The organism is Pseudomonas serbica, from assembly GCF_028823535.1.
Lineage (GTDB): Bacteria > Pseudomonadota > Gammaproteobacteria > Pseudomonadales > Pseudomonadaceae > Aquipseudomonas > Aquipseudomonas serbica.
The window spans coordinates 241,032-265,257 of record NZ_JAQIYM010000001.1 but is presented as its reverse complement, the minus strand read 5'-3'; the positions used below and the strand labels follow the sequence as shown (position 1 = coordinate 265,257).

The window sequence follows — 24,226 nt, the reverse complement described above, 5'->3', positions numbered from 1 at the left end:
TTCTCACCGAGCGCCTGATTCGAGAACCCCATGCCTGAACTGCCAGAAGTCGAAACCACACGCCGCGGGATTGCGCCGCACCTGGAAGGCCAGCGCGTCAGTCGGGTGATCGTGCGTGATCGCCGTTTGCGCTGGCCGATCCCCGAAGACCTCGATGTGCGTTTGTCCGGCCAGCGCATCGTGCTGGTGGAACGGCGCGCCAAATACCTGTTGATCAATGCCGAGGTCGGCACCTTGATCAGCCATTTGGGCATGTCGGGGAATTTGCGCCTGGTGGAAGTCGGCCTGCCGGCGGCCAAGCATGAGCATGTGGATATCGAACTGGAGTCGGGCCTGGCCTTGCGCTACACCGACCCGCGGCGGTTCGGTGCGATGCTGTGGAGCCTCGATCCGCTCAATCATGAGTTGCTGATTCGCCTGGGGCCTGAGCCGCTGACCGACCTGTTCGACGGCGAGCGGCTGTTCCAGCAGTCGAGGGGGCGTTCGATGGCGGTCAAGCCGTTCATCATGGATAACGCGGTGGTGGTTGGGGTCGGCAATATCTATGCGACCGAAGCCTTGTTCGCCGCCGGTATCGACCCGCGTCGCGAAGCCGGGAGCATTTCCCGGGCGCGGTACCTGAAGCTGGCGATCGAGATCAAGCGCATCCTGGCGGCCGCCATCGAGCGCGGCGGTACCACCCTGCGCGACTTTATCGGCGGGGACGGGCAGCCGGGCTACTTCCAGCAGGAGCTGTTCGTGTATGGCCGTGGGGCCGAGCCCTGCAAGGTTTGTGGTACGCAACTGCGTGAAACAAAACTCGGGCAGCGCGCCAGCGTTTTTTGCCCGCGCTGTCAGCGCTGAAGACCCGACGGTCTATAGTCAAAGTTCCCATTGACTCGCGAAGGACCGCGCCATGAACCTGATTCGAACCTTTGTCGTCACCCTGCTGCTGAGCATCGGCACCCCTGCCGTCGCCAGCAGCGGCAGCGGTGATCCGTTGTATAGCATCCAGAATCCTCCTGCCTACGCGATGATCGGCGACCTGCTGATTGCCCGGCCTTTGTTGGTCGTGGCGACCGTAATCGGCACCGGGGCGTTCGTCGTTTCGTTGCCGTTCACTGCGTTCAGTGGTGGCGTAGGCGATGCAGGTCAGGCGCTGGTGGTCGACCCGGCAAAAGCGGCGTTCGCACGGTGCCTGGGGTGTATCGAGGAGGGGTTTGAGCGGCAGGAGTGATTCAAGAGCAAAAGATCGCAGCCTGCGGTAGTTCCAACAGCAGGCGGCGATCTTTATGGGACTTACGCCTTGCCGGTAATCTTGCGGTACTTCTCCATCAACTGCTCTTCAGTCTCTGGGTGCGCTTCGTCCAGGGGAATGCAATCCACCGGGCAAACCTGCTGGCACTGCGGTTCGTCGTAGTGGCCGACGCACTGGGTGCACAGGTTAGGGTCGATCACGTAGATTTCTTCGCCCTGGGAAATAGCGGCGTTGGGGCACTCGGGTTCGCAGACGTCGCAGTTGATGCAATCGTCGGTGATGATCAGGGACATGCTAGCTCCAGCCGGGGCGGCAGGCCCGGGCGCAATAAATCAATGCGCGTAATTGTGCCGCATTGGCGCCCGCATTGCACCCGGGCGCGACGTTCTGCAGGAGCCGGCTTGCTGGCGATCAAGACAGCGCGGTGCACCTGACACACCGCCATCACCAGCAAGCCGGCTCCTGCAGTCCGGGTATTATTTCTTGAAGCGTTGTGTCAGGGCGTCCGCCACCACCGGGTGCACGAACTTGGTGATATCACCGCCCAAGGCCGCAATTTCACGCACCAGCGTCGAGGAAATGAACGAGTAACGCTCAGACGGGGTTAGAAACAGGCTTTCCACATCCGGGGCCAGCTGGCGGTTCATGTTGGCCAGCTGGAATTCGTATTCGAAGTCCGACACTGCGCGCAAGCCACGCAGGAACACGTTGGCATTCTTCTCTTTGGCAAAGTGCGCCAACAGGGTCGAGAAACCGACGACTTCTACGTTCGGCAGATGTTTGGTGACCTCGCGGGCCAGCTCCACACGCTGTTCCAGGGGAAACAGCGGGTTTTTCTTCGGGCTGGCGGCGACAGCAATAATCACGTGATCGAACAGGCGCGAGGCGCGTTCGACCAGATCGCCGTGGCCCTTGGTAATAGGGTCGAAGGTACCTGGGTACAACACTCGGTTCATCGCGTCGTCCTGGCGGGAGTGCGTTAGGGACTCGGATGGTATCGCAGCCTAACCGGTCGGCCAAGTCGCCTGTTGGGTAAGAAAGCACTATAGACGACCAGGATAATCGTCTTTTTCATGGGTTTTTTAAACGATCGGCCAGTGAAGTCGCCAGTTGCGCCGTCAGCCCATAGACCGACAACTGCGGGTTTGCGCCAATGCTGGTGGGGAACAGCGAGCCGTCGTGAATCGACAGATTGGCCAATTGATGATGCCGGCCGAGGCTGTCGGTGACGGCATTTTTCGGGTCTTCGCCCATTGCACAGCCGCCCATCACGTGGGCACTGCCCAGCCGCGTGCGATACAACTCCAGGCTCAAGCTGTCGATCAAGGTGCGTGCTTCGGCGAGGGTGTTCACATAACGCGCGTCGGCATGCATCGGCATCACGGCCCTGGCGCCGCCAGCGAACTGGATCTCGGCCATGCTGTGGAAGGCCCGGCGCAAACCGTCCCAGGCATAGGCAGACACCTGATAATCGAGCACGGGTGTGTCGTCGCCACGTAACTGGACGCTGCCGCCCTGGCTGTCGGGGTGAAAACCGTCGCGCAGCAGCGCGAGCATGGCATGGGTATGCGGCAGGTTGGCCATATGCTGCCCATTTTCCTGGCCGAAACCACCGAGCAGCGTCGACGCCAGCGCCGGGTGCAGCGGTGGAACCTCCAGTTTGTAGGCCATTTTGCCGGTGGTGCCGTCCTGCCATTGGAAATGGTCGGAATAGATCGATTGCGGCGCCCCGTAGAAGGGGTTGACCACCTCGTCGAACAACGCGGCGGACATGTTCACCGGATGCAGGAAGGTGCGCTTGCCCACGCGTTGGTGCGGGTCGGGCGCCCCGGAGCGCATCAGCAATGCCGGGCTGTTGATCCCGCCGCCCGCCAGCACGTAATGCCGCGCCTTGACCGTGATCTTGCGGCCGGTGGGCTCGACGCAACGCTCATCCATCGCCACGCATTGCAGGCCGGTGACCTTGTCGCCGCCGATCAATAGTTTCTCGGCGCGGGCCAGATAAAGCAGCTCGCCGCCGTTTTCCAGGGTGGCCGGAATGGTCGTCACCATCATCGATTGCTTGGCATTGGTCGGGCAGCCCATGCCGCAGTAGCCAAGGTTCCAGCAGCCGCGCACATTGCGCGGGATGACATGCCAGCTGTAACCGAGCTTTTCGCAGCCCTTGCGGATCACATCGTTGTTGGCATTGGGCGGCACCATCCATGGAGCGACGCCCAGGCGCTGCTCCATTTTTTCGAACCAGGGCGCCATCTCGGCAGGGGAGTGGCCTTTCACGTTGTGCTCCCTGGCCCAGTGTTCGAGCGTCGGCTCTGGCGTTCGAAAGCTCGACGTCCAGTTGATCAACGTCGTGCCGCCCACCGCCCGACCCTGGAGGATGGTGATCGCGCCGTCCTTGCTCATGCGGCCGATGCCTTCCTGATAGAGGCTGGCGTAGGCCTGGTCTTCGAGCAACTTGAAGTCGCTGCTGGTCTTGAGCGGACCTTCCTCGATCAGCAGCACCTTGTAACCGGCCGCGCTGAGGATTTCGGCCGTGGTTCCGCCGCCGGCACCGCTGCCGATGATCGCCACATCCGCTTCGAGGGTCAGATCCTGGGTCAGTTGCGAGCCGTTGTGGGTTTTCCAGCCACGGGCCATGCCTTCGCGGAACGGGTCGGGTACGGGCATCTTGAAGTTCTCTTTTTATTATCGGAGGGCACGGTCAAATGTGGGAGCGAGCTTGCTTGCGAAGGGGGCGACGCGGTCTCAAACCGTCGGCGGCCCCGGATACCCGCAATGGGCCCACGATTCCTTGCGGCCATACCAGGCCATCATCACCAGTTGCACCAATGAGCTGTGGCCCATGCGCAGCAGGCTCAACGAGCTGTTTTCCCAGCGATCGAGGAAGTGCCGGATATCCTCGGCAGCGGCGTTTTCCCAGCTGCCCCAGATCCCGGTCAACGGTCCGCGGGTGACGGCCATGCCGAGCACGTCGAACAATTGTCGGGTGAGCTTGAGCATTTCCGGCGACAGGTGATCGAGGTTGTAATCCAGGCTTTTCAGGGTGCCCTCGACAGCGTCGGGCCTCTGCTGGGCAGTCACGGCGCCCTCAAGCAGCACCGGGACAAGGGCGCGCAGAAATGCCAGGTCGCCGCTGCGCAACGCGGTGAACCCACTGGCAGGCGCGCCCGATGAGCAACCGGTCAGACTGGCCCCTAACCCGGCAGTGGCAAGAAAGGCGCTGGCGCCGAGGCTGAATTTGAGCAGGCCGCGCCGTGACAGCGCGGGTGTATCGGACAGGCTGGGGTGCATTATTGTTATTACCCGAGGGTGATCATCGTTAGCGGATAAACAGCTTCTGGATCAGTTTCTGAATGGATTTGCCGTAGGGCGGGTAGATCAGCTTCGCCGCGTTGAATCGCTGCTTGATCAGCACCCCCTTGGCCTTGCTGAAAGTCAGGAAGCCTTCGTGGCCGTGGTAGTGGCCCATACCTGAAGCGCCGATGCCGCCGAACGGCATGTCATCCTGAGCAACGTGCAACAGGGTGTCGTTGAGGCAGACACCGCCGGAATGGGTCTCGTTGAGCACGCGCTTCTGTTCGCGCTTGTCGTAGCCGAAGTAGTACAGAGCCAGTGGGCGAGGGCGTTGGTTGATGTAGGCAAACGCCTGGTCCAGATGCTTGTACGGCACGATCGGCAGCAACGGGCCGAAGATTTCGTCCTGCATCACCGTCATGTCGTCGCTGACGTTGAGCAGCAGGCTATGGCCCATGCGGCGGCCCTGGCCCTGATCGAACAGGGGAATCATCTGTGCACCCTTGCTGGTAGCGTCGCTGATGTAGCCGTTCAGTCGCGCCAGTTGTCGGTCATTGATGATCGCGGTGTAGTCCGGGTTGTCGGCGAGGGTCGGATAAAAACCGCGAACTGCCTGCCGATAGGCTTCCACAAAAGCGTCGACGCGCTCTTCGGGCACCAGCACGTAATCCGGGGCCACGCAGGTCTGGCCGGCATTAAGGGTCTTGCCGAAAGCGATGCGTTCGGCGGCATCCTTGAGCGGTACGTCCTTGGAAACAATGGCCGGGGACTTGCCGCCCAGTTCCAGCGTGACTGGCGTCAGGTTTTCCGCCGCGGCGCGCATCACGTGTTTGCCGATGCTGGTCGCGCCAGTGAACAGCAGGTGGTCGAAGGGCAGGCGCGAAAACGCCACGCCGATATCGGCTTCGCCCAGCACCACGCAGACCAGGTCTTCGGGGAAGATCCGTGCGAACAATGCCTTGAGCAACAAACCGGTGGCTGGGGTCGATTCACTGAGCTTGAGCATCACCCGGTTACCCGCCGACAACGCGCCGACCAAAGGCCCGATGGCCAGGTACAAAGGATAGTTCCACGGCACGATCACCCCGACCACGCCCAATGGTTGGTAGACCACTTTCGCCGAGGCCGGCTGGAAGGCAACACCGACCTTGCGTCGCGACGCGCGCATCCAGTTCTTGAGGTGGCGACTGGCGTAGTGAATGCCGTGCAGGCTGGGCATCAGTTCGGCGAGCAGGGTTTCATCGGCACTGCGGTGGCTGAAGTCCTGGCTGATCGCATCGATCAGGGCCTGACGTTCGTTGTTCAGCAAATCCCGCAATGACTTGAGCCATTGCTGGCGCTGGGCTTCGGGTGGCATCGGGTTGGCGGCATAGGCCGCGCGCTGGACGTCGAACAGGGCCTGGAGCTCTTCCAAAGGCTGCTGAATGTTTTGCAGGTAGGAAATGTCAGCAGTCATGGTGGGCTCCGGATTTATTGTAATGCGGTCATTTTTAGAGTCTATACTCTAAAAAGTCAAATGCCATCCTCGGCATCGCTTTGTTTTATCCGCTGGCGGTAGGTCGTAAGATGCCTCTCAACGCACTCTGAATTTAAGCTCAAGCCATGGCCCCAAGGATCAAAACCAGCGAGCGCATCGTGCAGAACAGCCTGGAGCTGTTCAACCAGCAGGGCGAGCGCAGCATCAGCACCAACCACATCGCCGCCCATATGGAGATCTCTCCGGGCAACCTGTACTACCACTTCCCTAACAAGCAGGCGATCATCGCCGTGCTGTTCAGTGAGTATGAGAGCCTGGTGGACAGTTTCCTGCGTCCGCCACAGGGGCGCGAAGCCACGGTGGAGGACAAGCGTTTCTACCTCAAGGAGCTGTTGTCAGCCATGTGGCGCTACCGGTTCCTGCACCGGGATCTGGAGCACTTGCTCGACAGTGACCCGGAGCTGGCGGCTCGCTACCGGCGCTTTTCCCAGCGTTGCGTGATTCAGGGCGCTGCCATCTACGAAGGTTTTGTCGCTGCTGGCATCCTGAAGATGGATCGGGTGCAGATCGAGTCCCTGACGATCAATGCCTGGATCATCCTCACCTCCTGGGTACGTTTTTTGTGCACCACGCGGGAAAACTCCAGCCACCTCAGCGAGCAGGCCATCAAGCGCGGCGTCTACCAGGTGCTGGTGCTGGAGGCGGGTTTCGTCACGGATCAATCTCGTGATGCGGTCGCTGCATTGTTTGAAGAGTTTTACGTGCCGCTGGCCCAGGCGCTGGAAGACGTATGAGATAAAGCCTGCTGCAGGATCGAAAATCGCCCATCACAGGAGCCCGTTATGCCCATTGCGCAACTGATCAGCCCACAAGCACTGGACCTGAAAAAGGATCAGCCGGGGTTGGTGATTCTTGATTGTCGTTTTGCCCTCGAAGACCCGGATTATGGCCAGCGCAGCTATGCACAAGGGCACATTGGCGGGTCGGCATTTGCCGATCTTGAGCGTGATCTGAGTGGAAAAGTGGTCAAGGGCGTAACCGGGCGTCATCCATTGCCCGAGCCGGCGGACCTGATCGAGCGCCTGCAAGCCTGGGGCATCAATGCCGACAGCGAAGTGGTTTTGTACGATGACGGTCCGGGTGCCTTTGCGGCGCGGGCCTGGTGGCTGCTGGCCTGGCTGGGCAAGCGTGACGGGGTGTTCATCCTCGATGGCGGGCTCAAGGCCTGGCACGCGGCAGGGCTGCCCCTGAGTCTTGATCCTCCGGCGATCGGCCGTGGCACATTTACTGGTACGCCTGATGTTTCGTTGTTGCTCAGCGCAGAACAGTTGCAGAAACGTCTCGGACAACCATCGCTGACCCTGCTCGATGCACGTGCCTTAGCGCGATTCAAGGGCGAAGTCGAACCGATAGACCCGATTGCCGGGCATATCCCCGGTGCGCAATGTGCCGCCTTCACCGACAACCTGGGCAGCGACGGGCGGTTCCTGCCAGCCGATCAGCTCAAGCAGCGTTTTGCCGAGAAACTGGGCGATCGCTCACCTACCGAATTGGTGGCGTACTGCGGTTCCGGCGTGACGGCGTGCCATAACCTGTTCGCGTTGTGCCTTGCGGGTTATCCGTTGGGGGCGCTGTATGCGGGGTCGTGGAGCGAGTGGATCAATGATCCTGCGCGGGGCGTTGCCACCGGCGAATAAACCCCACAGGGGCAACTGGCTGTTTTTGAGATTTAAAACAATCGGGCATTGCGATACGCCCCGGGCCCGACCCCATACACCTGCTTGAATTGCCGACTCAGATGACTCTGGTCGGCAAACCCCAACTGCGTCGCGACCTCCAGCGGCAAACAACCCCCCTGCAACAACACCCGCGCCCGGGCGATGCGCTGTTGCATCAGCCAGGTGTGTGGCGGCATCCCGGTGGCGCGGCGGAACACCCGGGCGAAGTGAAAAGGCGACAGGTTCACCGCCGCTGCAAGTTCTTCCAGCGAGGGGGGCGCCGCCAATTGCGCGTGCAGCAGGTCCTTGGCCAATGTCACCGCTCGGTGTTCCTTGCCCGGTTTTCCGGCGGCAGGAACCGCCGCATGGCGCTGCAGCAGTGAGAGCATCAGTTCTCGCCAGGCAGTCTGTTGTTGCAATGCCGTGGCTGGACTTTCCAGCAAACGATGCAATTGGCAGAAGCCGCTGACCAGATCCGGGTCGCGATACAACGTGGCGCCGAACGCCGGCAAGTGGTGGGTGGGCAATTCGAGTTCGGCCAGCAGCGACAGCATCTGCCCGCTGTCGGGATAAAACGCCCGGTACAACCAGCCGTCCTCCGTGCCCTTGTGGCCGGTGTGCAGTTCATCGGGGTTGATCAGCACCAGTGTGCCGCTGCCTGCCAGGTGTTCGGCGCCGCGATAACGATAACGCTGGGCGCCGGCCATGATCATGCCGATCACGTAGCCGTCATGCACATGGGGGGCGAAACGCTGCTCGATGTAGCGCGCCGACAACAGCTCGATCCCGGCCAACGGCGCCGTTTGCCAGAAGTGGATGGACTCGCCCTGTGCAATGCCCATGGCCTACTCGCGCCCCATACTGGCCAGCCACTGCGGGATACGCCGTTCCAGGTAATAGCCCGGTTGGCGGAACGATCCATCGACGAATCCGACATGCCCGCCCCGGGCCTGCAATTCGAATTGCGTACAGGCCGACAACTCGTCGGCATGCGGCAGGCTGTGGGGGAAGACGAAGGGGTCATCGGCGGCCTGAATGATCAGGGTTGGCGTACAGATCTCGCCGAGGAAATAGCGGCTAGAGGCGCGGCGATAATAGTCATGGGCATCGGTGAACCCGTTGAGCGGAGCCGTCACCCGGCCATCGAAATCCCAGAACGTGCGCATGTTTTCCAGGGAACCCAGCGCGGCGAGCGCCGCGAGACCGTCCTCGCGCCCGTCGTGCTGAAATTGCCGTTGCTTATTCTTGATGTACGCCAGCATCTCGCGCATGAAATGCGCCTGGTAGACCTTGGAGAAACCCTGTCCGATGCGGTCGGCACACTGGTCCAGGCGAAACGGCACCGACACCGCCACCGCACCGAGCACGCCGCTGGCACTGCCGGTTTCACCCAGATGCTTGAGCAGCACATTGCCGCCCAGGGAATAACCGACGGCATACAACGGTGCGAGAGGGCGCTTTGCCCGCAGATGCCGGATGGTTTCGGCCAGGTCTTCGCTGGCGCCAGAGTGGTAGCTGCGCGGCAATAGATTGGGTTCGCCAGAGCAGCCGCGCCAGTTCAGCGCGACACTGGCCCAACCCTGGTCACCCAGCGCTTTTTGTATGCCGGCAACGTAAGGTGAATTCGACGAGCCGGTCAGTCCGTGCAACACCAAAACCAACGGCGCATCGGCGCTGTGCGGGCCATGCCAGTCGAGGTCGAGGAAGTCGCCATCCTCGAGCCACAGGCGTTCACGCTCACGTTCGAGGTGGGTGGTTTTACGCCACAGCGGTCCCCACAAGGTCTGCAAGTGCGGGTTGCCGAGGCCGAAGGCCGGTCTGAAGGCGGGCAGTTCAGTGATCGTGTGGCGCGGTTGCACATCGGTTCTCGGTAAAGGTCTTCTTGAAGCCGCACAATGACGCGGCCGGCCTGCGCCGCGACCGCGTCGTCATGGGAAATCTAACTTGCCACAATCTCGTCGGTTGCGCGACATATGGCATTGGCCTCGCTTTCAAGGGGCGCAGGCAACGGTTGCTGGTCGGTCTTGGGCCCCAGGATAACAGCGCTCCATCGCTCGGTGTCGAGGTGTCGGTTGAGTGCGTTCTTGACCGATTCGAGGTTCAATTCCAAAGCTGTCTGAGTGGAATAGTCGAGTTCCAATGGCAAGTCGTAGACACCGATGTCGCGCAGCTGACTCACGATCTGTGCATTGGTGGTGCTGTTCAATGGTGCGCTGCCGGCCAGTCGCGCTTTGGTGTCATCGAGCTCTTTCTGTGTGGGGCCATGGGTGAGGAAGTCGCGGTACATCTCCTTGATTTTTGCCAGTACTCCATCGGCAAGCTCCGGTCGAGTCTGCAGTTCGACTGCCAGGATTCCTTGCGCTTGACGGACAGAGAGCCCGGCTCGAACGTCATAGGTGAGCCCTCGACGTGCCCGAAGTTCATGCATCAGCCGGGTGGTGAAAATCTGGTTCGCCATCTGCAATGCCACAAAGTCCGGACTGTTGCGCAGGACGCCGGGCTGGGCGAGGCGCACGTAAGCCTGGGTCGACGGTCTTTGCAGTTGCAGAAAACCTGGAGAGGCGGGGTTGTCCGGGGATTTGATCGTGGCGACGGCTGGCCCCAGAGGCAATGCATTGGAAATCTGTACGCCAATGCGCTGGGCTTCGTCCTCCGTAAGGTCGCCGACCAGCGTTATCATCGCGTTGCCTGCCGCATACGCCTTGCGATGGAAATCCTGCACCTGATCGCGGGTGATGGCGGCAAGCCCGACCCTGGTTCCATAAACGGACTGTTCATAGCCATGTCCGGGGGACAGTAGTCTGTAAAGGGCTTGATCGGCCTGGTAGCCGTGGGACTGTTCCTCATTGTCGAGAAAGTGCAGGAGTTGGGATTTCGCCACGGGTAGCGACTGTTCCGGCAATGAAGGTTTGCCAAGCATCTGGGCAAACAGCTCCAGCGCTGGAGCTCGCCGGGCTTCATCGCTCAGGCTGCGCAACGAAAAGCGGGCTTGATCCTGAGTGATCCCCATGCCCAGTCTCGCTCCCAGTTGGTCGAAGCTCTCCAGAATGGCGTTGAGGTCCTTGCCGTCCACCCCTTCATTCAAGAGGCTGAAGGTTAGCGCTGCCAGTCCGGGTTGATGGCTTGTGTGGGCGCTGCCAGCGGCAAAGCTGACATGGACGTCGAACATGGGCAGGCCCGGGGTGCGAATGAACAGGATCTTGGTTCCGGAAAGGGTTTTGTATCCCTTGATGGGCAGTGACCGATGAGCTGACTCGACCTGGGGTTCATTCAGCGATTGCAGCGCGGCTGTTTGTGACGCAGCCATCGTGGCGGCGGATGCGGTAAAGGCTTGTCCACTCAACACCACGCCGGCCAGTGCCAGCCACGCTCCCTTCATGCCGGTTCTGAACTTATCCATTGTTTTTCTCCGGCAAGATCTGGGCGATGCTCATGCGTTCGCGTGTCAGGTAAGTCACGGCAACGTTTTGAATATCCAGGGGAGTAATTTTGTTCAGCTCATCCGTGTCCTGATCCGCCAACTGCCAGTCGAGGCCAATGCTTTCCAGCAGGCCCAGTGTGTTGGCCTGTCCTTCCAGATCGTCCTGCGCATAAACCGTGTTGGCGATCAGGATGGTTTTGGCCCGATCCAGTTCTGCCTTTTCCGGTGCCTTGTTTTTCAATTCATCAATCGCTCGCCACAGGCGCGCAAGTGCCTGGTCGGTGCTTGTGACCTTGTCGAGGTTGAGTTGAGCGGTGATGGTCAGCAACGAATCGCCGCGAGTGAAGGCGTTGTACTCTGACTGGACTTCGGAAAATATCTCGTCACCAAACTGCAGTTGCTGTTTGAGTCGTGCGCTGTTGGAGCCTGCCAACAGGATTTCGAGCAGGCGCAGCGTATGAGCGGTCCGGCGCTCTTGCGCAGTGGCCAGGCTGGGGGTGTTGAAACTCATGATGAGTCGCGGAGCTGATATCGGGGCGTGCAGGATCAATGACCTTTCGCCGGGTGAGGGTAATTCGACGGGCGCGTGGGCAGTTGGGGTCGCGCGTCGGTCCAGGTGACCGAAGTAGCGCTGCGCCAGCGCTTGAACGCTGTCAGGCGTTACATTGCCAACGACCACCAGCGTCGCATTGTTCGGCGCATACCAGGCCTGATACCACTGCTGCAGTTGAAGGGCATTGATCCGTTGCAGGTCGTGCATCCAGCCTATGACCGGCGTGCGATAGGCACTGCTCAGGTAGGCGAGGCTTTCCAGCCGCTCGATGCTCAGTGCCGATACATGATCGTCGATACTATCGCGACGCTCCTGCGCAATGACCTTCAGCTCCGTGGAGAAGTCTTGCTCACGCAACTTGGCCGTACTCATCAGGTCGGCCATGATTTCGAACGCGACGCCCAGCCGGCCGGGGGCAAGTGTCTGGTGATAGACGGTGTAGTCCTTGCCGGTGAAGGCGTTTTCGCTGGCGCCGAGTTTCTCCAGTATTGCGGAAAACTCTCCGGCGCAGGCCTTGCTGCTGCCTTTGTAGACCATGTGCTCGAGGGCATGGGACAGGCCGGACTGACCCGGCGGTTCGTAGCTTGAGCCGACTTTCACCCAGAGTTGGGCGGTTACGGCTGCTGAACGATGATCTTCGCGCACGACAACCTTAAGCCCGTTGTCCAGGGTGAAAGCTTGCGTCGAAGGGGGTGATGTGGCGACAGCCAAGAGCGGCAGCCATCCGATAAAGAGCAACAGACATGTGCTGCGGGAGATGTTCATCCGTGTACATCCTCAGTGGTTTGCAGGTATTTGCGCAAACCACTGTGGATTATCTGGACGAGCGTCTGGCGGTAACTATGTAGGGCGTCCGCGAGGCGATTGCGGGATAGTCATCCAGCCAGCACCTCAGGCGCTGCGTTGCCACAACGAGTAGTAGACACGCCCGGACTTCTGCTCCCGGTGCAGGCGCCAGTTCTCCGGCAGGCCGAGGGTCGACGGCGCGCTTTCGCTTTCGGTGTACACCCAGGCGTCTTCGGCCAGCCACTGGCGCTCTTCGAGCAAGGAGCAAACGGCGGGCAGCAGGTTCTGGTTGAACGGCGGGTCGAGGAACACCAGGTCGTAGGCCACCGCTGGCTGGGTCTCCAGATAACGCAGGGCGTCGGCGGTCTGGACCTGGCCGGTGGTGCAACGCAGCGTACCCAGATGCTCCTTGAGGCTGGACACCGCAAGGCTGCTGGCGTCCAGTGCCTGGCCCATGGCGGCGCCACGGGACAGGGCTTCGAGAAACAGCGCGCCGCTGCCGGTGAACGGATCGAGCACCTTGGCGCCCGGGACGTAGGGGGCGAGCCAGTTGAACAGGGTTTCCCGCACCCGGTCCGGCGTCGGGCGCAGGCCCGGAGCGTCAGGGAAGCTCAGCTTGCGACTGCGCCATTCGCCGCCAATGATGCGCAGCTGGTTCACGCCGTTATGCACGTTGTGGACAGGTTTTTTCGGACGAGTAGCCATTAATGCTCCGGAACCCCGAGCGGTTGCTCGGCAGGTTTATCAGTAGGGGCCGGCAACGGCTTTTGCGGCACGGTCGGGCCAGCGCTGACGATGACCAGTTTGTTTGTGCTCAGGTGTTTGTTCATGGCCGCCTTGACCTGCTCGACGGTCAGGTTCTGCGACTGTTGCATGAAGTCTTCCAGGTGACTGAGCGGCAAGTTGTAGAAACCGATCGCACCCAGCTGGCCGACGATATCGGCGTTGCTGGCGGTGGACAGCGGGAAGCTGCCGGCGAGTTCGCGCTTGGCGTCGTCGAGTTCTTTTTCGGTCGGGCCGGTCTTGAGGTAGTCGGCAAGCACATCCTGCACCAGTTTCAGGGTGCCTTCGCTCATTTCGGCGCGGGTCTGCAGGTTGATCATGAACGGACCGCGTGCCTGCATCGGGCTGAAACCCGAGTACACACCATATGCCAGGCCACGTTTCTCGCGCACTTCACTCATCAGTCGGGTACCGAAGCCGCCACCGCCGAGGATCTGGTTGCCCATGGACAGTGCCGCGTAATCCGGATCGTCACGGTCGATGCCCAGTTGCGCGAGCATCAGGTTGGTCTGCTTGGAAGGGAACTCGATGTGGCCGATGCTGGCCTTCGGTTCGGCGGGTTGCTCAATCTTCGGCAGGGCCGGGCCTTTGGGCAAGGCGGCGCTGACTTGCGCGGCAATGGCTTCGGCTTCGGCGCGGGACAGGTCGCCCACCAGTGCGATCACCACGTTGCCTGCTGCATAGGCTTTCTGGTGGAACGCACGCAGTTGCGCGAGGGTGACGGCCGGAACGGTTTGCGCCGTGCCATCGCTGGCGTGCGCGTAGGGGTGATCGCCGTACAAACGGTTCATCAACTCAAGGCTGGCGAGTTTGCCGGGGTTCTGTTTCTGGTATTCGAAGCCGGCGAGCATCTGGTTCTTGATGCGGGTGAACGAGTCGGCGGGGAAGGACGGTTTGCCGACGACTTCGGCGAACAGCTTCAATGCCGGTTCACGCTTGTCCGCGGCGCTGAGGCTGCGCAGGGAGGCAATCGCCATGTCCTTGAAGGCGCCGTTGCCGAAATCGGCCCCCAGCCCTTCAAAGCCCTGGGCGATAACGCTGACATCCTTGCCGGCCACGCCTTCGTTGAGCATGGCGTTGGTCAGCAGCGCCAGGCCTGGCGCGTCGCCGTCCTGGCTGCTGCCAGCGGCAAAGATCAGGCGCATGTCGAACATCGGCAGCTCACGGGCTTCGACGAACAGCACCTTGGCGCCTTCGGCGGTGTTCCAGGTCTGCACGTCGAGCTTGCGGTGGCTCGGCGCCTTGCCGTTGAGCTCGGTCAGTGATTGCAGCTTCTGGCTGGCCTTGGCCTTGTCCAGCGCTTCGCTGGCGTTGGTCTGGTCAGTCTTGGAAAAATAGAATGCGGCAGACCCGACCAGTGCGACGGCGATCAGGCCGAACAGGGCCAGGCGCGGTTTTTTACGCTCACTCATGAGTCGTCTCCTCCGGCAGTACATGGGCGACGCTGAGACGTTCGCGGGTGAAATACAGCTTGGCGGCGTTCTGGACATCTTGCGGTGTCACGCTTTCCAGGTCGGCGAGCTCGCTGTCCATCAGCTTCCACGACAGGCCGACGGTTTCCAGTTGGCCGATGGCCGTGGCCTGACTGGTGATCGAATCGCGCTCGTAGACCAGTCCGGCGATGACCTGTGCCCGTACGCGTTCCAGCTCTTCGCTGGTCGGCGCGGTGGTCTTCAGCTGTTCGAGCAGTTTCCACAAGCCGGCTTCGGCCTGGGCGATGGTCTTGTTTTTCTGGCTGTTGGGGGTTGCCGACAGGGTGAACAGGCTGTCGCCGCGGGTATAGGCGTCATAGCTCGACGAACCGCCGGACAGCAGTTCTTCGCCGCGCTCCAATTGCGTCGGGATACGTCCACTGTAACCGCCATCGAGCAGGGCCGAGATCAGTCGCAAGGCGTTGACCAGGCGTTTGTCCTCGGCGGTAGCGATGCTCGGCACGTTGAAGGCGAGCATCAGGCTGGGCAATTGGGTCTTCACGTGCAGGGTGATCTGGCGTTCGCCGGGCTCGGCCAGCTCCAGCGGAACCTTCGCCGCCGGTACTTCACGTTTGGCGATCGGGCCGAAGTAGCGCTGGGCCAGGGTCTTGACCTCGTCCGGCGTCACGTCGCCGACCACCACCAGCGTGGCGTTGTTCGGCACATACCAGGACTGGTACCAGTGACGCAGCTCTTCGACTTTCATCCGGTCCAGGTCGGCCATCCAGCCAATGGTCGGCGTGTGATAGCCGCTGGCCGGGTAAGCCATGGCCTTGAATCGCTCGTAGGCCTTGGACATGGGTTTGTCGTCGGTGCGCAGGCGCCGTTCTTCCTTAATGACTTCGATTTCGCGGGCGAACTCGTCAGGCGGCAGGCGCAGGCTGGCCATGCGGTCGGCTTCCAGTTCGAAGGCCACGCCCAGGCGGTCGCGGGCCAAGACCTGGTAATAAGCAGTGAAGTCGTCGCTGGTGAAGGCGTTCTCTTCGGCACCGAGGTCGCGCAGGATCAACGACGCTTCGCCGGGGCCGACTTTCTCGCTGCCCTTGAACATCATGTGTTCCAAGGCATGGGACAGGCCGGTCTGGCCTGGCGTCTCATAGCTGGAGCCGACCTTGTACCAGACCTGGGAAACCACCACCGGCGCGCGATGGTCTTCGCGCACGACGACCTTCAAGCCGTTGTCGAGGGTGAATTCGTGAGTCGGTTGCGGGTCGGCCGCGAGGGCCGAAAGGGGCAGGCAAACTGTGCTGAGCAGCAGGCCTGCAGCGCGGCGGGCTAGAGCATTCATTCGTTTTTAAACCTTTGGGGCTGCCCGCGTGGTCTTAGCGTCAGCGGGCGAGAGGGTGCTAGGATACTGATCCGTTTTACTGGCGGCCACGCCTATCAGGCCTTTGCGTTTGATCAGGTTGTTTGGGTTTGCGGCAAAAGGCTGTGGTTTATCAACTAGACTCTGCTTTTTCGCCGATTTTTCCGCATCAGTCCTTAGTGAAATCGTTTTTGTAAGGTGCCGTTCGCACCTCGACAAAATGTTGCGCGTGAACAAGCTGGGTCAATCGCAGTCTGTTCTGCATCGAATATTCATTTGCCGGGGCGCCTGTTGGCGCGCCGCTACCGTGAGATAGCCGTCCTCCATGTTTGGTTCCAACGACGACAAGAAGACCCCAGCTGCGGCTGGCGAAAAGAAAAGCCTGTTCGGATGGCTGCGCAAAAAGCCGCAGGAACCCGTCGTCGAACAGCCACAACCACTTCCAGAGCCAACGGCCTCGCCGGTACTGGGTGCCGAACCTGCGCCGGTTGTGTTGCCCATCACCGAGCCGGTGCTGCAACCGGTTGCCGAGACTGCACCTGAAATCGTTGCCGAACAGCCGCTGACGCCGGTCGCCGAGCCTTGGTTGACCTTGCCGGTGGCGGAAGAGCCGGTGGCGTTGGTCGAAGATGAGCTGGCGCCACACGTGACGCCGCCGATTCCTGCGCCGGCTGCGTGGACGCCGGAGCCGGTACAGGCGCCAGTTCAGGCGCCAGTGATCGCGCCGGTGGTTGCGCCCGTTGTTGAGGCTGCGCCAATACCTGAAGCCGCTGCATTTGTTCCACCGGTTGCGCCGGTTGTCCAGGCGCCAGAGCCTGCACCTGCACCTGCACCTGTTATTACGCCTGTCGCCGCCGCACCCCTCGAACTGCCAGTGGAAGTGCCCGTCGAGCCGGTACGCACCGAAGAAACCAAGGCCGGTTTCTTCGCCCGCCTCAAGCAAGGCCTGTCCAAGACCAGCGCCAGCATCGGCGAAGGCATGGCCAGCCTGTTCCTGGGCCGCAAGGCCATTGATGACGAGCTGCTCGATGACCTCGAAACCCGCCTGCTGACCGCCGACGTCGGTGTGGAGGCCACTTCGGTGATCATCCAGCGCCTGACCCAGAAGGTCGCGCGCAAGGAACTGGCCGATGCAGACGCCTTGTACAAATCCTTGCAGGCCGAGCTGGCAGCCATGCTCAAGCCCGTCGAACAGCCGCTGAAAATCACCTCGCAGAACAAACCGTTCGTGATCCTGGTGGTGGGTGTCAACGGTGCGGGTAAAACCACCACGATTGGCAAGCTGGCGAAAAAGCTGCAGCTGGAGGGCAAGAAAGTCATGCTCGCCGCCGGCGACACCTTCCGCGCCGCTGCGGTCGAGCAATTGCAGGTCTGGGGCGAGCGCAACAAAATTCCGGTTATCGCCCAGCACACGGGCGCCGATTCGGCTTCGGTGATCTTCGACGCCGTGCAGGCCGCCAAGGCCCGTGGCATCGATGTGCTGATTGCCGATACCGCGGGTCGCCTACATACCAAAGACAACCTGATGGAAGAACTGAAAAAGGTTCGCCGGGTGATCAGCAAGCTCGATGCCGAGGCACCGCACGAGGTGTTGCTGGTACTCGATGCCGGCACCGGCCAGAACGCCATCAACCAGGCCAAGCAATTCAACCAGACCGTCGAACTGACCGGCCTGGCGCTGACCAAGCTCGACGGGACCGCCAAGGGCGGGGTGATTTTTGCCCTGGCCAAGCAGTTTGGCCTGCCGATCCGCTATATCGGCGTCGGTGAAGGCATCGACGATTTGCGCACTTTTGAAGCTGAGCCCTTTGTCCAGGCGCTGTTTGCCGAGCGGGAGCGTTCATGATTCGTTTCGAGCAGGTCGGTAAACGCTACCCGAACGGTCACGTCGGCTTGCATGAGCTGAGCTTTCGAGTCCGTCGGGGCGAGTTTTTGTTTGTCACTGGCCATTCCGGCGCCGGCAAGAGCACCTTGTTGCGGCTGCTGCTGGCCATGGAACGTCCGACCAGCGGTAAGCTGCTGCTGGCCGGGCAAGACCTGAGCACCATCAGCAACGCACAGATTCCCTTCTTGCGGCGGCAGATCGGAGTGGTGTTCCAGAACCACCAATTGCTGTTCGATCGCACGGTGTTCAACAACGTCGCGCTGCCGTTGCAGATCCTCGGTTTGTCCAAGGCCGAAATCGCCAAGCGCGTGGACTCGGCACTGGAGCGCGTAGCACTGTCGGACAAGACCGATCTGTATCCCGGCGACCTGTCCACCGGTCAACAACAGCGCGTCGGCATTGCCCGCGCCATCGTGCACCGCCCGGCCCTGCTGCTGGCGGACGAACCGACCGGTAACCTCGACCCACGCCTGGCGGCGGAAATCATGGGTGTGTTCGAAGACATCAATCGCCTGGGCACCAGTGTGCTGATCGCCAGTCACGACCTGGCACTGATCGCGCGCATGCGCCACCGAATGCTCACGTTGCAACGCGGCCGATTGATCGGCGATGGGGAGGCCGGCGAATGAGTGCCACTCGCAGTCCAAAGGTTTCCGAGCGCGTAGCCCCCAAGGCCGCCGACCCGCAACCGCAGAAGAAAAAACACGACGATGATGACGGCCCGGACTTTGGCACGCTGTTGCGCGCCTGGATCGAAAGTCATCGTGCCAGCCTGCTGGACAGTTTGCGTCGCCTGGGCAAACAGCCCATCGGCAGCTTTTTCACCTGCATGGTGATGGCGGTTGCCCTGAGTTTGCCCATGGGCCTGTCACTTTTGCTAAGTAACGTCGAGCGGCTGGGCGGTTCCTGGCAGCGCGCGGCGCAAATTTCCCTGTACCTGCAACTCGAAGCCAGTCCGACTGAGGGCGAGGCACTGCGCGAACAGATCAAGGGTATGCCTGGGGTGGCCGATGCCGAGTACGTCGGCCGTGACCAAGCGCTGGAAGAGTTCCAACAGCAGTCGGGCCTGGGCGAAGCGCTCAAGGAACTGCCGGAGAACCCGTTGCCTGGCGTGGTCCTGGTGACGCCGACCGAGGTCGACAAGCCAGCGCTTGAAGCATTAAGACAAAAACTTTCCGAATTGCCCAGGGTACAACAGGCACAGCTTGATCTAGTCTGGGTCGAGCGTCTGGCAGCCATCCTCAAGCTGGGCGACCGATTTGTCTTCGGTCTCACCGTGCTCCTGGTTTCTGCATTACTTTTGGTGATAGGCAATACCATTCGTCTTCATATTGAAAACCGCCGCACAGAGATAGAAGTGATTAAACTCGTAGGCGGCACCGACAGCTATGTGCGCAGACCCTTTCTCTACATGGGGGCACTGTATGGTTTCGGTGCGGGGATTCTTTCCTGGGGCGTGTTGGCGTTCGGCCTGAACTGGCTGAACGATGCGGTAGTCGGCCTGGCCGGTTTGTATGGCAGTGATTTCGCACTGGCCGGCGTACCGGTTGCCGACGGTCTGTCTCTCTTGCTTGGCGCGGTGCTGTTGGGTTATATCGGTGCATGGATTGCAGTCGCACGTCATCTCAGGGAGCTGGCGCCGAAGTAGAATCTTTTTTTGCGCGTGATTGACCTTGCAGTTTTTAGGGGAACTTGTCTTTCGGTTTCCGGTCAATTTTCGCAGTGCCAATGGCACGAGTATGTAAGTGGGAGGTTTTTTCGTATGACCAATTCTTTGCAGCCTGCATATGCTCTGGTCCCGGGTGCGAACCTGGAGGCCTATGTGCACACCGTCAACAGCATTCCATTGCTGACGCCGGAGCAGGAGCGTGAACTGGCCGAGAGTCTCTATTATGAGCAGGATCTTGAGGCGGCTCGGCAGATGGTGCTCGCCCACCTGCGTTTTGTCGTACATATCGCCCGTAGCTATTCCGGCTACGGCCTGGCCCAGGCTGACCTGATCCAGGAAGGCAACGTCGGCCTGATGAAGGCCGTGAAGCGCTTCAACCCGGAAATGGGCGTGCGCCTGGTGTCCTTTGCCGTGCACTGGATCAAGGCGGAAATCCACGAATTCATCCTGCGTAACTGGCGCATCGTGAAGGTCGCGACCACCAAGGCCCAGCGCAAGCTGTTCTTCAACCTGCGCAGCCAGAAAAAACGCCTGGCCTGGCTGAACAACGAGGAAGTCCACCGTGTGGCGGAAAGCCTCGGCGTCGAGCCGCGGGAAGTGCGCGAGATGGAAAGTCGCCTGACCGGTCACGACATGGCCTTCGATCCGGCGGCTGAAGCCGACGACGACAGCGCCTTCCAGTCACCGGCCAACTATCTGGAAGACCATCGGTACGACCCGGCCCGTCAACTGGAAGATGCCGACTGGAGTGACAACTCCAACCACAACCTGCACGAAGCGCTGGAAGTGCTGGACGACCGTAGCCGCGACATCCTCTACCAGCGCTGGCTGGCGGAAGAAAAGTCCACGCTGCACGACCTGGCGCAGAAGTACAACGTGTCGGCCGAGCGTATTCGTCAGCTCGAGAAGAGCGCGATGAACAAGCTCAAACTGTCGATCGCGGCGTAAGCTGCACCAAGGCAATAAAAAATGCCCCGATCACTGATCGGGGCATTTTTGTTTGGGCTCAACACAAAACCAATGTGGGAGCGGGCTTGCTCGCGAAAGCGCTGTGTCGTTCAGTATTGAAGTGGTCTGACACGACGCCTTCGCGAGCAAGCCCGCTCCCACAGGGGATTTTCGGTGTTATTGGGACCATGGCGCCCGGCGCGAATCGTTGAGGCCAACCAGATAGCTGTCCCCACCCAGTTGACTCATCTGCTGCCGAATCCAGCCAGCGCGCCGCGCCACGTAATTGGTCGGGTGGCTCGCGCTCCACACCCGCGGATTCGGTAGTACAGCGGCCAGCAGGCTCGATTGCTGGCGGCTGAGATTTTTTGCGCTGGTCCCGAAGTGATGCCGTGCAGCCGCCTCCGCCCCAAACACCCCGTCATCCCACTCAACGCTGTTGAGGTACACCTCAAGAATCCGCTGCTTGGGCCAGAATACTTCTATCAACCCGGTAAACCAGGCTTCCAGGCCTTTGCGCAACCAGCTGCGGCCGGACCACAGGAACAGGTTCTTCGACACTTGTTGGCTCAGGGTGCTGGCACCGCGGATGGTGCCGCCGAGCTCGTTGTGGGCCAGTGCTTTCTGGATCGCACCGAAGTCAAAGCCCCAATGCTCGGGAAATTTCTGGTCTTCACCGGCAATCACCGCGACTTTCAGGTCGTCGGAAATTTCATCCCAGGGTTTCCAGGTGCGTTGCAGATCGATGGGCTCACCATCGAACCAGGATTCGACTTTGCGCTCGACCATCAGCGTTGTCCCGGGCGGCGGCACCACGCGGAATATCAGCACCAGCACGACGCTAGCGCTCATGAACCAGAGCACGGCCTTGGTGAAACGACGGAAATAGATACGCAGCATAGAGATGGCTTGGCCGAACCCGTTGAGCGGGCCATTATACAGACCCTGTTGATCGAGACTGACTGGAGTTCTTCATGCTGCGTGGCTTTTTGATGCTGGCCGCTTTTTTCGGCTTCACTGGAGTCGGTCTCGGGGCGTTCGCCGCCCACGGCCTGAAAAACCGCCTGAGTGCCGAATACCTGGCGATTTTCCATACCGGCGTCACCTATCAGCTGGTGCACACCCTGGCCTTGCTGGGCGTGGCGTTGCTGGCTACGCAGATTCCCGGTCGCTTGGTCGCTTGGGCCGGCGCTTGCTTTGCCATTGGCATTCTTCTGTTCTCTGGCAGCCTGTACGTGCTGACGCTGACGGGTGTCAGCAAGCTCGGCATCGTCACTCCGTTCGGTGGCCTGGCGTTCCTGGCGGGCTGGCTCTGCCTGGGCCTTGCCGCCTGGCGCTTGCCGCTGACCGCTTGACGCTTGTTGCTGACCTTTAGGTCACGATCGGGCTAGAATGCCAGCCCTTTAAAATGATGGCGGCATTCGGCATGCGCATTCAGTTGAACGGCGAATCCTTTGAACTGCCCGACGGTGAAACCGTTGCGGCCCTGCTGACCCGTCTGGACTTGACCGGGCGCCGGGTAGCGGTCGAACTCAACCTGGATATCGTCCCGCGCAGTCAGCACGCAGACACCACGTTGAACGACGGCGACAACGTCGAAGTGGTGCACGCCATCGGCGGCGGCTAGCCACGTGGCCCAAAGGCCGACAGAATTCTGCAAGACCCTCACCCCTACAGAGGATTCCCCATGAGCATCGTTCGTAGCGACAAGCCTTTCGTCCTGGCCGGTCGTACTTACCAGTCGCGTTTGCTGGTCGGTACCGGCAAGTACCGTGACATGGAAGAAACCCGCCTGGCCATCGAGGCCTCGGGTGCTGAAATCGTCACTTTCGCCGTGCGCCGTACCAACCTCGGCCAGAACGCGGGCGAACCGAACCTGCTGGACTTCCTCTCGCCGGATCGCTACACCTTCCTGCCCAACACTGCCGGTTGCTACGACGCTATCGAGGCCGTGCGCACCTGCCGCCTGGCCCGTGAGCTGCTCGATGGCCATAATCTGGTGAAGCTGGAAGTACTGGCCGACCAGAAAACCCTGTTCCCCAACGTGATCGAAACCCTCAAGGCCGCTGAATCGCTGGTCAAGGAAGGTTTCGACGTGATGGTCTACACCAGTGATGACCCGATCATTGCCCGTCAATTGGCGGAAATCGGCTGCATCGCAGTGATGCCGCTGGCCGGTCTGATCGGTTCGGGCCTGGGGATCTGCAACCCGTACAACCTGCAGATCATCCTCGAAGAAGCGAAAATCCCGGTGCTGGTGGATGCCGGTGTCGGTACCGCGTCCGACGCTACCATCGCCATGGAGCTAGGCTGTGATGCTGTGCTGATGAACTCGGCGATCGCCCACGCCCAGCAGCCGATCATGATGGCCGAAGCCATGAAACACGCGATCGTCGCAGGCCGCCTGGCCTACCTCGCCGGTCGCATGCCGAAAAAACTCTATGCCAGCGCCTCTTCGCCGCTGGATGGTCTGATCAAGTAAGAGCCATTGATGACTGAATCGAACGACACGCCAATCCAGACGGAAGAAGGCGACGAGCGCCAACACCGCCGCATCAAGAGTTTCGTGATGCGCGCCGGGCGCATGACCGAAGGCCAGCAACGGGGCCTGGAACAGGGTGCGCCGCTTTTCGTGCTGCCCCTGGCCGACGCCCCGGTGGATTTCGACCAGGTGTTCGGTCGCTCGGCCCCGCGTTCGCTGGAGATCGGCTTCGGCATGGGCCATTCGCTGCTGGAAATGGCTGCGGCATCGCCGGAGCAGGACTTCATCGGCGTCGAGGTTCACCGTCCGGGTGTGGGTGCGCTGCTCAATGGCGTGTTGACCCAGGGCCTGACCAACCTGCGGGTTTACGATTGCGATGCCATCGAGGTGCTCAACCGTTGCGTGGCCGATAACAGCCTCGATCGCCTGATGCTGTTTTTCCCGGACCCATGGCACAAGAGCCGTCACCACAAGCGTCGTATCGTCCAGGCGTCATTCGCCGAGCTGGTGCGCAGCAAGCTGAAAGTCGGCGGTATCCTGCACATGGCCACCGATTGGGAGCCGTACGCCGAGTACATGCTGGAAGTGATGAACGTGGCCCCGGGTTACCGCAACCTCGCTGAAGACGGTAAGTGCGTACCTCGCCCGGCCGAGCGCCCGATCACCAAGTTCGAACGCCGAGGCGAACGTCTTGGGCATGGCGTTTGGGACCTGAAGTTCGAGAAGCAGTCCTAAGCCAGTCGCAATACCCAATGTGGGAGCGGGCTTGCTCGCGAAGGCGTCGTGTCAGTCGACATTAATGTTGTCTGATACACCGCTTTCGCGAGCAAGCCCGCTCCCACAGTTGTTTTAGGGTGTGGCTGAAATCAGCGGCGGTCCGCGACTACCCCAATCAACACCAGCACCACCAACAACACCGGCGCCAGGCTGTAGTTGTTGAACTGGCTCAAACCCTTGACGATCCACGGCGTGGCATAGATCAGTGCCGCACCGCTGCCGATCATGCACAGCAGGGACATCAGCGGTACGCGCAAGGCGCCGGCGATGCTGCCCAGGCGTTGCTCGACCCAGCCTTTGAAATCCGCGCCGAACAACACCAGCAGGCAACCTACCAGGGCGAGGGCGATTTCCGAGAGGTTGCTGCGGCTCCAGCGAGACGCGGTGGCGAGCAGGTCGAGTACCAAATCCATTCGAT

Annotated in this window: 26 protein-coding genes; 12 read left to right on the top strand and 14 right to left on the bottom strand. The window is 61.0% G+C overall.

All coding sequences use genetic code 11. The features are described from left to right. Nucleotides 1-30 precede the first annotated feature (30 nt). Complete coding sequence (mutM, locus tag NQL71_RS01205; RefSeq protein ID WP_077184718.1) at nt 31-843, top strand: bifunctional DNA-formamidopyrimidine glycosylase/DNA-(apurinic or apyrimidinic site) lyase; 813 nt, start codon at nt 31-33, stop codon at nt 841-843. 52 nt (nt 844-895) lie between these two features. After that, nucleotides 896-1,216: a multidrug transporter gene (locus NQL71_RS01200; protein ID WP_274642173.1), complete on the top strand. Its 321-nt coding sequence runs from the start codon at nt 896-898 to the stop codon at nt 1,214-1,216. Between the two features lie 62 nt (nt 1,217-1,278). Here NQL71_RS01200 and NQL71_RS01195 read toward each other — a convergent pair whose 3' ends face one another. The 5 genes from NQL71_RS01195 to NQL71_RS01175 all read right to left on the bottom strand — a co-directional run bounded on the left by NQL71_RS01195 (nt 1,279) and on the right by NQL71_RS01175 (nt 5,987). Further along, nucleotides 1,279-1,530, bottom strand: coding sequence for a YfhL family 4Fe-4S dicluster ferredoxin (locus tag NQL71_RS01195; protein WP_003195146.1), 252 nt, complete (start codon nt 1,528-1,530; stop codon nt 1,279-1,281). Nucleotides 1,531-1,713: 183 nt separating this feature from the next. Continuing rightward, the gene (gene coaD / locus NQL71_RS01190; protein WP_046818361.1) at nt 1,714-2,193 is read right to left on the bottom strand and encodes a pantetheine-phosphate adenylyltransferase; all 480 of its coding nucleotides are present in this window, start codon (nt 2,191-2,193) and stop codon (nt 1,714-1,716) included. A gap of 115 nt (nt 2,194-2,308) precedes the next feature. Continuing rightward, nucleotides 2,309-3,904: a GMC family oxidoreductase gene (locus NQL71_RS01185; protein ID WP_046818360.1), complete on the bottom strand. Its 1,596-nt coding sequence runs from the start codon at nt 3,902-3,904 to the stop codon at nt 2,309-2,311. Nucleotides 3,905-3,982: 78 nt separating this feature from the next. Next, nucleotides 3,983-4,528 (bottom strand): hypothetical protein, encoded by a 546-nt coding sequence (locus tag NQL71_RS01180; protein ID WP_046818359.1) that lies wholly within the window; start codon nt 4,526-4,528, stop codon nt 3,983-3,985. A gap of 28 nt (nt 4,529-4,556) precedes the next feature. Then, nucleotides 4,557-5,987 (bottom strand): coniferyl aldehyde dehydrogenase, encoded by a 1,431-nt coding sequence (locus NQL71_RS01175; protein WP_274642172.1) that lies wholly within the window; start codon nt 5,985-5,987, stop codon nt 4,557-4,559. A gap of 146 nt (nt 5,988-6,133) precedes the next feature. Here NQL71_RS01175 and NQL71_RS01170 point away from each other — a divergent pair, with 146 nt between their 5' ends. Both NQL71_RS01170 and NQL71_RS01165 read left to right on the top strand, forming a co-directional pair. After that, nucleotides 6,134-6,802, top strand: a complete 669-nt coding sequence (locus NQL71_RS01170; RefSeq protein WP_046818357.1) for a TetR/AcrR family transcriptional regulator — start codon at nt 6,134-6,136, stop codon at nt 6,800-6,802. A 48-nt stretch (nt 6,803-6,850) separates the two neighbouring features. Then, nucleotides 6,851-7,705 carry a sulfurtransferase gene (locus NQL71_RS01165; RefSeq protein WP_046818356.1) on the top strand — a complete coding sequence of 285 codons (855 nt, stop codon included), beginning with the start codon at nt 6,851-6,853 and terminating at the stop codon, nt 7,703-7,705. Between the two features lie 32 nt (nt 7,706-7,737). On the opposite strand, the gene NQL71_RS01160 is transcribed toward NQL71_RS01165, so the two are convergent. From NQL71_RS01160 to NQL71_RS01130, 7 genes are all read right to left on the bottom strand, one after another. Beyond that, on the bottom strand, nt 7,738-8,568 hold the full coding sequence (locus NQL71_RS01160; protein ID WP_046818355.1) for an AraC family transcriptional regulator: 831 nt from the start codon (nt 8,566-8,568) through the stop codon (nt 7,738-7,740). Nucleotides 8,569-8,571: 3 nt separating this feature from the next. Continuing rightward, a complete protein-coding gene (locus tag NQL71_RS01155) occupies nt 8,572-9,567 on the bottom strand; it encodes a hydrolase (protein ID WP_046818723.1) in 996 nt (331 codons plus the stop codon). A gap of 98 nt (nt 9,568-9,665) precedes the next feature. Next, entirely contained in the window at nt 9,666-11,126 is a 1,461-nt protein-coding gene (locus tag NQL71_RS01150) for a M16 family metallopeptidase (protein WP_166618605.1), read from the bottom strand. After that, a complete protein-coding gene (locus tag NQL71_RS01145; protein ID WP_046818353.1) occupies nt 11,119-12,465 on the bottom strand; it encodes a M16 family metallopeptidase in 1,347 nt (448 codons plus the stop codon). Before NQL71_RS01145 ends, NQL71_RS01150 begins: the two co-directional genes overlap by 8 nt. A gap of 126 nt (nt 12,466-12,591) precedes the next feature. Then, on the bottom strand, nt 12,592-13,191 hold the full coding sequence (gene rsmD / locus NQL71_RS01140) for a 16S rRNA (guanine(966)-N(2))-methyltransferase RsmD (protein ID WP_046818352.1): 600 nt from the start codon (nt 13,189-13,191) through the stop codon (nt 12,592-12,594). Beyond that, on the bottom strand, nt 13,191-14,681 hold the full coding sequence (locus NQL71_RS01135; protein ID WP_046818351.1) for a M16 family metallopeptidase: 1,491 nt from the start codon (nt 14,679-14,681) through the stop codon (nt 13,191-13,193). Before NQL71_RS01135 ends, rsmD begins: the two co-directional genes overlap by 1 nt. Further along, the gene (locus NQL71_RS01130) at nt 14,674-16,029 is read right to left on the bottom strand and encodes a M16 family metallopeptidase (protein ID WP_046818350.1); all 1,356 of its coding nucleotides are present in this window, start codon (nt 16,027-16,029) and stop codon (nt 14,674-14,676) included. Before NQL71_RS01130 ends, NQL71_RS01135 begins: the two co-directional genes overlap by 8 nt. 343 nt (nt 16,030-16,372) lie before the next feature. Between NQL71_RS01130 and ftsY the strand changes: the two genes are divergently transcribed. The 4 genes from ftsY to rpoH all read left to right on the top strand — a co-directional run bounded on the left by ftsY (nt 16,373) and on the right by rpoH (nt 20,549). Then, nucleotides 16,373-17,893, top strand: a complete 1,521-nt coding sequence (gene ftsY, locus NQL71_RS01125) for a signal recognition particle-docking protein FtsY (protein ID WP_274642171.1) — start codon at nt 16,373-16,375, stop codon at nt 17,891-17,893. Next, nucleotides 17,890-18,561 (top strand): cell division ATP-binding protein FtsE, encoded by a 672-nt coding sequence (ftsE, locus tag NQL71_RS01120; RefSeq protein ID WP_008065082.1) that lies wholly within the window; start codon nt 17,890-17,892, stop codon nt 18,559-18,561. Before ftsY ends, ftsE begins: the two co-directional genes overlap by 4 nt. Further along, nucleotides 18,558-19,580: a permease-like cell division protein FtsX gene (gene ftsX / locus NQL71_RS01115; RefSeq protein WP_077184707.1), complete on the top strand. Its 1,023-nt coding sequence runs from the start codon at nt 18,558-18,560 to the stop codon at nt 19,578-19,580. The genes ftsE and ftsX overlap by 4 nt, the downstream gene beginning before the upstream one ends. A 114-nt stretch (nt 19,581-19,694) precedes the next feature. After that, complete coding sequence (gene rpoH, locus NQL71_RS01110; RefSeq protein ID WP_008065085.1) at nt 19,695-20,549, top strand: RNA polymerase sigma factor RpoH; 855 nt, start codon at nt 19,695-19,697, stop codon at nt 20,547-20,549. Between the two features lie 177 nt (nt 20,550-20,726). Here rpoH and mtgA read toward each other — a convergent pair whose 3' ends face one another. After that, nucleotides 20,727-21,449 carry a monofunctional biosynthetic peptidoglycan transglycosylase gene (gene mtgA, locus NQL71_RS01100; protein ID WP_077184705.1) on the bottom strand — a complete coding sequence of 241 codons (723 nt, stop codon included), beginning with the start codon at nt 21,447-21,449 and terminating at the stop codon, nt 20,727-20,729. 74 nt (nt 21,450-21,523) lie between these two features. Between mtgA and NQL71_RS01095 the strand changes: the two genes are divergently transcribed. From NQL71_RS01095 to trmB, 4 genes are all read left to right on the top strand, one after another. Next, the gene (locus tag NQL71_RS01095) at nt 21,524-21,904 is read left to right on the top strand and encodes a DUF423 domain-containing protein (protein WP_077184703.1); all 381 of its coding nucleotides are present in this window, start codon (nt 21,524-21,526) and stop codon (nt 21,902-21,904) included. A 71-nt stretch (nt 21,905-21,975) separates the two neighbouring features. Next, entirely contained in the window at nt 21,976-22,176 is a 201-nt protein-coding gene (gene thiS, locus NQL71_RS01090) for a sulfur carrier protein ThiS (RefSeq protein WP_007953386.1), read from the top strand. A gap of 60 nt (nt 22,177-22,236) precedes the next feature. Beyond that, nucleotides 22,237-23,031, top strand: coding sequence for a thiazole synthase (locus NQL71_RS01085; protein WP_046818345.1), 795 nt, complete (start codon nt 22,237-22,239; stop codon nt 23,029-23,031). A gap of 9 nt (nt 23,032-23,040) precedes the next feature. Beyond that, a complete protein-coding gene (gene trmB / locus NQL71_RS01080) occupies nt 23,041-23,766 on the top strand; it encodes a tRNA (guanosine(46)-N7)-methyltransferase TrmB (protein WP_020797367.1) in 726 nt (241 codons plus the stop codon). Between the two features lie 131 nt (nt 23,767-23,897). Here trmB and NQL71_RS01075 read toward each other — a convergent pair whose 3' ends face one another. After that, a complete protein-coding gene (locus tag NQL71_RS01075; RefSeq protein WP_008063519.1) occupies nt 23,898-24,221 on the bottom strand; it encodes a DUF3392 domain-containing protein in 324 nt (107 codons plus the stop codon). Nucleotides 24,222-24,226: the final 5 nt, after the last annotated feature.